Raw genomic sequence first — 8,570 nt, forward strand, 5'->3', positions numbered from 1 at the left:
TTATTGAAGCCTTAAAATTACAGTATGGAACAAAGTAAAAAGGTGAAAAGCCAGTCAAAAAGATGAGCCAACAAGCAATCTTGGCTGGCTTTTTGCGTTCTGTGGGAGTGGAAAGTCTTTTCACTTTTTTACTAGCTTTAAATGGTTTATAATTATCAGAAAAGGGAGATATATGAATTAAGTGTAATTGTGTTACACTAAAGAGAATATATGTTATACTATTGTTAAATGATATTTGATCCAAAGAAGGTATGTACTAGACGTTTCCTGGCATATGGTGATGCTTGACAGGAGCGCCCACATCCTTCTGCAAATCTTAGGGGATAGGGACGGTAAAAATGAGTAACAGACAAACCAAAACAGACGTTATCTTAATTGGTGCCGGTATCATGAGTGCAACTTTGGGGTCATTACTGAAAGCGTTAGCACCGGAATGGGAAATCAAGGTATTTGAAAAGCTTGAGAGTGCGGGGGAAGAAAGCTCTAATGAATGGAATAATGCGGGAACGGGACATGCTGCTCTATGCGAGCTTAACTACACTTCCGAGAAACCTGACGGATCCATTGATATTAGCAAGGCTGTTAAAATTAATGAACAGTTTCAACTTTCAAGACAATTTTGGTCTTATCTAGTAAAAAGTAATCTGATTCAAAATCCGCATGACTTTATCATGTCAATACCGCATATGAGTTTGGTATTAGGGGAAGACAATGTTACGTTTCTGAAAAAGCGATTTGAAGCGCTGTCAAGTCATCCATTGTTTCAAGGGATGGAATATTCCGATGATCATGATAAATTGACGGAATGGATTCCATTGATCATGGAAGGACGTGTCATGAATGAACCCATTGCGGCAACCAAAATTGACTCTGGCACGGATGTTAACTTCGGCGCGTTAACGCGCATATTGTTTGACCATTTAAAGAGTCATAATGTGGAGATTCATTACAAACATAGTGTTGAAGATATTAAGCGTACAGAAGATGGTATGTGGGAATTGAAAATATGGAATAGAGAGACTGGTAGTATCGAGCGCCATACAGCAAAATTTGTCTTTATTGGCGGTGGAGGCGGAAGTCTGCATTTACTGCAAAAAACGGGTATTCCTGAGTCAAAACATATCGGGGGATTCCCTGTTAGCGGTCTATTTATGGTGTGTAATAATCCGGAAGTGATTGAACAACATCATGCCAAGGTTTATGGTAAGGCAAAGGTGGGTGCTCCACCAATGTCGGTTCCACATCTTGATACTAGATTTATAGATAACAAGAAATCCTTACTTTTTGGACCGTTTGCTGGCTTTTCGCCTAAATTCTTAAAGACTGGGTCCAATTTAGATTTAATTACATCTGTAAAACCGAACAATGTCCTCACAATGTTAGCAGCAGGTGCAAAGAATATACCATTAACTAAATATTTGATCCAACAGCTTATGTTGTCGAAAGAACAACGGATAGAAGAGCTACGGGAATTTATCCCTAATGCCAAGAGTGAGGACTGGGATATTGTAGTGGCAGGCCAACGTGTCCAAGTCATTAAAGATACAGAAACTGAAGGCATTGGAACACTTCAATTTGGTACGGAAGTTATTAATGCTGCAGATGGTTCGATTGCGGCATTGCTCGGTGCTTCACCAGGTGCCTCTACTGCGGTTCACGTTATGCTTGAGGTATTAGAAAAATGCTTCCCGCAGCATATGGAAGAGTGGGTACCGAAAATAAAGGAAATGATTCCATCTTATGGTATTTCACTTGTAGAGCATCCTGAACTATTACAGGAAATTCAAACTTCAACAGCGAAGGTGCTTGGCCTAGTCGAAACAGAAGAATTGGTCTATCATTAAATTCTATTACAGATAAAAAGCCATTGATTCCACAGGGTCAATGGCTTTTTTGCGTTGGTTTACTTCAAAAAAGGGACTTAAAATCCGATTTTAGACCATTGAAATAAAGAGCCAGGATCCGATTTCCGCCCTGGGGCGTATTCGCTATGCCCAATGATGTGCTTTCGGTCTTTTTTTATAGAATGATTGCGTTTGGTGATATCATCCACTAATAGTGTAAGAGAGCGATATTGGGCACTTGTATAGCCAATATTGGATAGTGGAACGGAGTTATAAACAGCAGGAGAGATCATGGAACTCATTTCTTTTTTTGTCCCTATTGCCATTAATTCAATACCAATGGAATACTGGTTAAGTTGGTTTGTATATGTTGGGAAATAGGCCAAGCTTCCTTTACCTGCATGGTAGGCTGCCTGGGTTTCTGGAACTAATCTATAAATCTCGCCTTTTCTCCCAATCATATAATGAGCGGAAACACCGTATTGCATATAGAGTTTGCGTATATCTTGTAATTGATATGGACTTTTGGGATTATTAGCCACATTGCTGCTAAAATGAATCACGATATGTGTAATCGGTTTTGTCCTCGGTTCAGAATTTGCCTTTGGAAGCAAGGCATTTGTGACCGTTATTTTGGATGTTGCTTGTACAGCTTGGACTTCTTTTGGTTCGTGAAAACTAACTAGGATCAGAAAAAACATGGCTGTGATCAATATAATTTTTGTCTTCAAGTCTATACCTTCTTTAACGTAAAATATGCCTATTATTCTTACATAATATAACAAAAAGTGAGATGCAAAGAAACTTAATTCATAGAATACATGAAAAAACCGGCGCAACAAGTGCACCGGTACTACGTTATTCCTCTTTATAAAATCGTTCGCCAGTTTCCGGATTAAAATAAACGACTAATTTTTTCTGAGTGGTTGGATCTATCGATATCTCATTTGTTCGTTCGAAGCCCTTGGGTACTTGTTGCCCATGCTTTCCTTTGAAGCGGCGGTCCCAGATGAGCCAGGAACCAATAATTAAAAGAAGCAGAATAAAAAGCTGGATACCATAGAAGCCTAAAATCCATTTCATCGTTTAGACCTTTTCAACAATCACAGCTGTTCCATAAGCAACAATTTCACTCATATTCTGACCGATTTCACCTGAGTCAAAGCGCATCATAGTGATTGCGTTCGCTCCCATGGACGCAGCGTTTTTCACCATACGGTCGATAGCTTGTTTTCTGGCATCCTCTAGCATTTCTGTATATTGATTAATTTCTCCGCCTACCAGTCCTTTTAAAGAAGCCATGATATCTTTACCAATTCCTCTGGCCCGTACCGTTAAGCCGAATACCGGACCTACCACTTCTGTAATTTTATGATTAGCAATATTCTCAGTTGTTACGATTATCATATGGATCCGCTCCTTAACAAAATAAGTCCTACAAGTTTATTTTACGTCCCGTTGGATATAAATACCATTACTTTTTTTAACCTAGTACCTATTTGGTAACGGAGGTATCCAATTTACGATAGATAAGGGCAAGCAGCATTGAAGGAATGGAGCACACTGTCATTCCGATAAAGGCATATCTTGGTTCAATTTCATATAGGTATCCGCCGAAATAAGTGAAGACCGCCGTGCTCCAGCTGAGTGCCAATGCAGAATACAAGCCTTGGACTTTTGGTATCTCTGTATGTGGGATATTTTTGATTAGATATTTCATAAAGGCATAATGTCCCATTGCAAATGAACAGGCATGCAATGTTTGTGCAATACTGAAAACAATTACGTTTGGGAAAGCAAAAACTAATATCCAGCGAATGGTCGATCCTAAAGCCGCAAGGGCTAACAAAGTTCCTGATGAAAAGCGCTGAAAGAAGCGGTCGGCAATTAGAAAGAAAATAATTTCTGCAATGACGGCAATGTTAAGAATAACACCAATTAGAAATTTCGGTGCGTGGATACTTTGTAAAAAAAGATAACCATAGTTGTAATAAGAGGCATGTGCTGCCTGCAATAAAATGACAATGATTAGTACTAAACTAAAATGTTTGAAGCGAAACAGTTTTAATAGGCTACTGCGCTTCGTTTTCTCAGTTCGTGGTTTATTAGATAAAATGTCCGGTGCAGGCATAAAGTTAAGAAGGACTAATAGGAACGTGCCAAGTAACATAGCCCAATAAATGGCTGTATCCCCGATTGATCCAGTAAAAAAGGTTAACATCATGCCGGCCACTACAAAACCAATAGATCCCCAGGATCGGCTTTTTCCATAATCCTTTAATTGTTTATGCTGCACGAGTATTCCGGCAGCACTGTCTAAAGCAGGCATCAATGTAGGGTAAATGAAATGGATCAGTAATGTGACCAAGAGTAAGTTTGTAAAAGAATGAGAGGGGTAATAGCACATAATGGCGAATAACGTGCCAATGGTCATTCCCCTTAATAAGGTTTTACTGCTAAGTTTCCCTGAAAAATAAGGATAGGCAACTAATGTTGATAGCCCTCTAACAACCAAGCCTAAGCTCATAATCAAACTTGCTTGAGAGATGGAAACCCCTTTTGCATCAATCAACCACCCTGTCCAGTAGGGTAGGAAGATGCCCCAAGTCAGGTAAAAACTAAAAAATTGTCTGCCCATCCATTGTTGAGTGTTCATTCTGTATCCCTCCAATGGTTGTATAGTATCATGGAGTTACAGAATAAAATATGAGATTTCTCATATTTTGAGGTGAAGTATGGAAATTTATAGGAGTAGAAAAAAACAACAATATTTGAAAAAACACCCCATTGCCCATTTATGCTCTTTCCCTATAGAAGAATTCATTGAAATTCATGAATATAAACGAGATGAATGGATTATTCGGGAGGGAATGCGCCCAAATTATTTATTTTATGTAATGGAAGGAAAGGCAAAAATTTATATCACGCATCAAAATGGGAAGGTTTCCTTGATTAACTTTATTAACGAAAATGATTATATAGGGGAAATGGAGTTATTAAATGAGGTTTACTATACAAAAGGAATTCAAACCACTACTAGGACAATTTGCTACGCCATTCCATTTCAGCGATATCGGGAAAAATTGCTGAATGATGTGCTATTTTTACGGGAACTAACCAAGTTCTTAAGTTTAAAGGCATCAACAATGGCTGAAAAGTATTCACAAAGTCTCGCTTTTCCACTTGAAAACAGGCTGGCCGATTTTATTTTGCAAACAGCTGATGAAGAGGTTTATAGGGAGAAGCATGTGATGGTTTGTGATTTTTTAGGTGTTTCCTATCGTCATTTATTATTTGTATTGGCGGATTTTTGTAACAAAGGGTATTTACAAAAGGAAGGCCGCTATTATCGGATTTTGCAGCCTTCGGCATTAATGGAGCTCGCTGAAATGTTAAAGAACTCATAGAAAAAAGGAAGCAGACAGAANNTTCTGTCTGCTTCCTTTTAATTATTTCAAAAGTTTGGTTACCCACGGATGAAAGCAATTTTACTCATATATAGATAAGTGCTATAATGTTCAAAAAAGAAACATATGTAAAGAAAATATACCTAATAATTATATCCAAAATTTGAAAAAAATTCAAGTAATAGTTTCTTGTTTCCTAAAAAATAGTTCCTTTGGGGTGAACGATATGTCGTTTAATGAGGTCATGGCATTAATTATGCCATCCATTATTGCATGTTTATTTTATTCAAAAGTCACGAATCGAGCATTGCCTTTGTTTGAAATAATAGGTAAGATTGTTTTCTTTATGTTGACAACCAATTGTATTTGCTATGCCACCCTCATCTTTTTAAGAAAAACGATAATTTTTGAGTATACACCCACTTTTACATTGAAATACTGTTTAACAGCTACTTTTATTGCATTATTAATGGCTATTTTATACATTTTTATTGAATTAAACTTAAAAATAAGATTTAAGGTCGAGTCCACTGATGAATAAACGTAGGTTTCTGTCAAATTCACTTACCTTTCTATTGTTAATCCTTAGTACCATTATTTTCTCAGCATCTCTCTACATTAGTATAAAATTCGCCGATCAAAGCGTAGAGGAAATGATTTTTTACCTTGTGGGCGGTATGAAAGGTGCTTCAAGTGATGTTTTCATTTCCGGAATTAAATCTAGTTTGATTCCCTTTCTATTAATATTTTCACTCTTGGCCTTGCCGTTAATGAATACAAAAAGAAGAAGGCAGATTCTCGAAGTAGCCGTAAAAGGAAAGAAAATCAACCTGCAAGTCTTCCCTAATAAATTTATTAGAAAATATAAGGTCATTTATGCGTCAATTATTTTCCTATTTTCATTAGCCTCATGTTATCTGTTATTAGGAATAGATGAATATGTTAAGGGGATAAAAGATTCATCCTATTTTATCGGTAATCATTATGTTAGCGGTACAAATGTTTCTATTACCTTTCCAGAGAAAAAAAGGAACTTAATTATTTTATATATGGAATCCATGGAAAGCTCATTAATTGATAAAGTGAATGGCGGAGGATGGGAATACAACGTTATCCCAGAATTGGAGAATATTGCAAAGCAAAATGTGAATTTTTCAAACACAAGTAAAATAGGCGGGGCTCTCCCTATTTATGGTACCACCTGGACAGTAGGGGGCTTAGTTTCCACAACATCTGGATTGCCCTTGAAAATTCCTGTAAACGGAAACGAATATACATCATCTAAAAACTTTTTAGCAGGGGCCTATACTTTAGGTGATGTGTTAAAAAAAGAGGGGTACAATCTGGAATTCATGGCTGGGTCAGATGCTGAATTTGGCGGGCGGAAAAATTATTATTTGAAGCATGGTAATTATGACATCTTTGATTTGAATGCTGCTATCAAAAAGGGGAAAATGACGGAGAGTGAAAGGGTAGCATGGGGATTTGATGATACTCATTTATTTGAATATGCCAAAGATGAAATTACTTCATTGGCAAACTCCGACAAACCGTTTAGTTTTTCCTTCCTTACAGTTAATACCCATTTTCCAGATGGCTACTTGGAAAGCGGAGCGGAAAAGAAATTTGATACGCAGTATGAAAATGTGTATGCCTTCTCATCAAAACAAGTGGACGAATTTGTTCGGTGGCTGCAACAACAGGATTTTTACCAAAACACGACTCTTGTTCTAATGGGAGATCACTTGAGCATGCAGCCTGGTGATTATTTTAAAACACATACTTATGAAGGATATCAAAGAACCATTTATAATGCATTCGTAAACCCTGCCAATAGACCGGTCAATGAAAAAAATCGAATATTTTCCTCCTTGGATATGTATCCAACCATTCTTGGCAGTATTGGCGTTACGATTGATGGAGAGCGTTTGGGTCTGGGAACGAATCTGTTTTCCAATCGAAAAACGCTGGAAGAGGAATATGGCTTTGAGCATGTAAATGAAGAGGTTGCTAAAAACTCTGACTTTTATAATCGACAAATTTTACAAGGCGATTATTTGGAACTATTGGACAAAGCAAAGAAAGAAAAAGCAGAATCCAATCAATAGAAAAATCCCGACTGATTTCCAGTTGGGATTTTTCATGCTTATTGATTAGTTTGTTGAAAGTGAACCATGAATTCACTGAAGGCTTTGCATGTTTCATGTGGAACAGCATTATAGGTAGATGCGCGGCAACCACCCACAGAGCGGTGTCCATTAACGCCAATGAAGCCTTCTGATTTAGCTTCAGCTAGGAACTTCTTCTCTAACTCTTCATCTTTTACACGGAAGGTAATGTTCATCAATGAACGGCTGTTTTGTTCAGCGTGACCAGTATAAAAGCCATTGCTTTGGTCGATGACATCATAAATTAGTTTTGCTTTCTCTTCATTCCGCTTTTCTATTTCATGGATTCCGCCAATCCCTTTCACCCAGTTCAACACTTCACCAAGCATATAAATGCCAAAGGTTGGAGGAGTGTTATACAAAGAGTTATTCTTGGCATGCGTGCTGTACTTTAACATAGTTGGAATATTGGTATTGGCCTTCTCAAGCAAATCTTTACGGGCAATGACGACAGTAACACCTGATGGACCAAGGTTCTTTTGGGCGCCGGCATAGATGAAGGCAAATTTGTTGACATCGAATGGTCTGGAAAGAATATCACTGGACATATCCCCAAACAGAGGTACCTCTCCTGTATCAGGGAAATCTCTCCACTGAGTTCCGAAAATCGTGTTATTGGATGTGAGGTGAACATAGGCATCATCTGCATTATATTGTAGTTCATCAAATTGTGGAATTCGTCGGTATTGACTTTCTTTTGTGCTGGCAGCATGATATGGATTTCCGAACAATTTGGCCTCAGCAAAAGCCTTTTCAGACCAAGATCCAGTCATGATATAGGCAGCTTCCTGTTCAGAATTTAAAAAGTTCATAGGAATCATCGAGAACTGAAGACTTGCTCCACCTTGTAGAAATAGAACTTCATAGCCTTCCGGAATAGACAGCAATTCCTTTAAAAGAGCAATAGCCTGATTGTGAACCTCTTCATAGGCGGCACTGCGGTGGCTAAGTTCCATGACGGACATTCCGGTTCCACGAAAATCAATAAGTTCCTCTTGGGCTTTTTTCAGCACATCAAGTGGAAGGGCAGAAGGGCCTGCGTTAAAGTTATAAGCTCGCTTTAATTGATCGATCATAATCGCACCTCGTTAGAATATTCTTTAATTTGATAATACTAGTTTTTTCTGAAAATTGGAATACATATAGAGGTC

The 8,570-nt window shown here is 37.9% G+C and carries 9 protein-coding genes; 4 read left to right on the top strand and 5 right to left on the bottom strand.

Features of this window, described 5'->3' with window-relative positions; all coding sequences use genetic code 11:
• Positions 1-338 precede the first annotated feature (338 nt).
• Positions 339-1,844, top strand: a complete 1,506-nt coding sequence (locus tag V7083_RS10165) for a malate:quinone oxidoreductase (protein WP_335477412.1) — start codon at positions 339-341, stop codon at positions 1,842-1,844.
• A gap of 77 nt (positions 1,845-1,921) precedes the next feature.
• Here V7083_RS10165 and V7083_RS10170 read toward each other — a convergent pair whose 3' ends face one another.
• The 4 genes from V7083_RS10170 to V7083_RS10185 all read right to left on the bottom strand — a co-directional run bounded on the left by V7083_RS10170 (position 1,922) and on the right by V7083_RS10185 (position 4,500).
• The gene (locus V7083_RS10170; RefSeq protein ID WP_335477413.1) at positions 1,922-2,575 is read right to left on the bottom strand and encodes an N-acetylmuramoyl-L-alanine amidase; all 654 of its coding nucleotides are present in this window, start codon (positions 2,573-2,575) and stop codon (positions 1,922-1,924) included.
• Positions 2,576-2,702: 127 nt separating this feature from the next.
• On the bottom strand, positions 2,703-2,927 hold the full coding sequence (locus tag V7083_RS10175; RefSeq protein WP_335477414.1) for a hypothetical protein: 225 nt from the start codon (positions 2,925-2,927) through the stop codon (positions 2,703-2,705).
• Between the two features lie 3 nt (positions 2,928-2,930).
• Complete coding sequence (locus V7083_RS10180) at positions 2,931-3,251, bottom strand: YbjQ family protein (protein WP_335477415.1); 321 nt, start codon at positions 3,249-3,251, stop codon at positions 2,931-2,933.
• A gap of 88 nt (positions 3,252-3,339) precedes the next feature.
• A complete protein-coding gene (locus V7083_RS10185) occupies positions 3,340-4,500 on the bottom strand; it encodes an MFS transporter (RefSeq protein WP_335477416.1) in 1,161 nt (386 codons plus the stop codon).
• A gap of 79 nt (positions 4,501-4,579) precedes the next feature.
• Here V7083_RS10185 and yeiL point away from each other — a divergent pair, with 79 nt between their 5' ends.
• From yeiL to V7083_RS10200, 3 genes are all read left to right on the top strand, one after another.
• Complete coding sequence (yeiL, locus tag V7083_RS10190) at positions 4,580-5,251, top strand: transcriptional regulator YeiL (protein ID WP_335477417.1); 672 nt, start codon at positions 4,580-4,582, stop codon at positions 5,249-5,251.
• 226 nt (positions 5,252-5,477) lie between these two features.
• A complete protein-coding gene (locus tag V7083_RS10195) occupies positions 5,478-5,792 on the top strand; it encodes a hypothetical protein (RefSeq protein WP_335477418.1) in 315 nt (104 codons plus the stop codon).
• Positions 5,785-7,359 carry an LTA synthase family protein gene (locus tag V7083_RS10200; RefSeq protein ID WP_335477419.1) on the top strand — a complete coding sequence of 525 codons (1,575 nt, stop codon included), beginning with the start codon at positions 5,785-5,787 and terminating at the stop codon, positions 7,357-7,359. The genes V7083_RS10195 and V7083_RS10200 overlap by 8 nt, the downstream gene beginning before the upstream one ends.
• A 38-nt stretch (positions 7,360-7,397) precedes the next feature.
• On the opposite strand, the gene serC is transcribed toward V7083_RS10200, so the two are convergent.
• The gene (gene serC / locus V7083_RS10205) at positions 7,398-8,495 is read right to left on the bottom strand and encodes a 3-phosphoserine/phosphohydroxythreonine transaminase (protein WP_335477420.1); all 1,098 of its coding nucleotides are present in this window, start codon (positions 8,493-8,495) and stop codon (positions 7,398-7,400) included.
• Positions 8,496-8,570: the final 75 nt, after the last annotated feature.

This window comes from Bacillus sp. JJ1764 (assembly GCF_036962145.1).
In the GTDB taxonomy this organism is placed as follows: Bacteria; Bacillota; Bacilli; order Bacillales; family Cytobacillaceae; genus Neobacillus.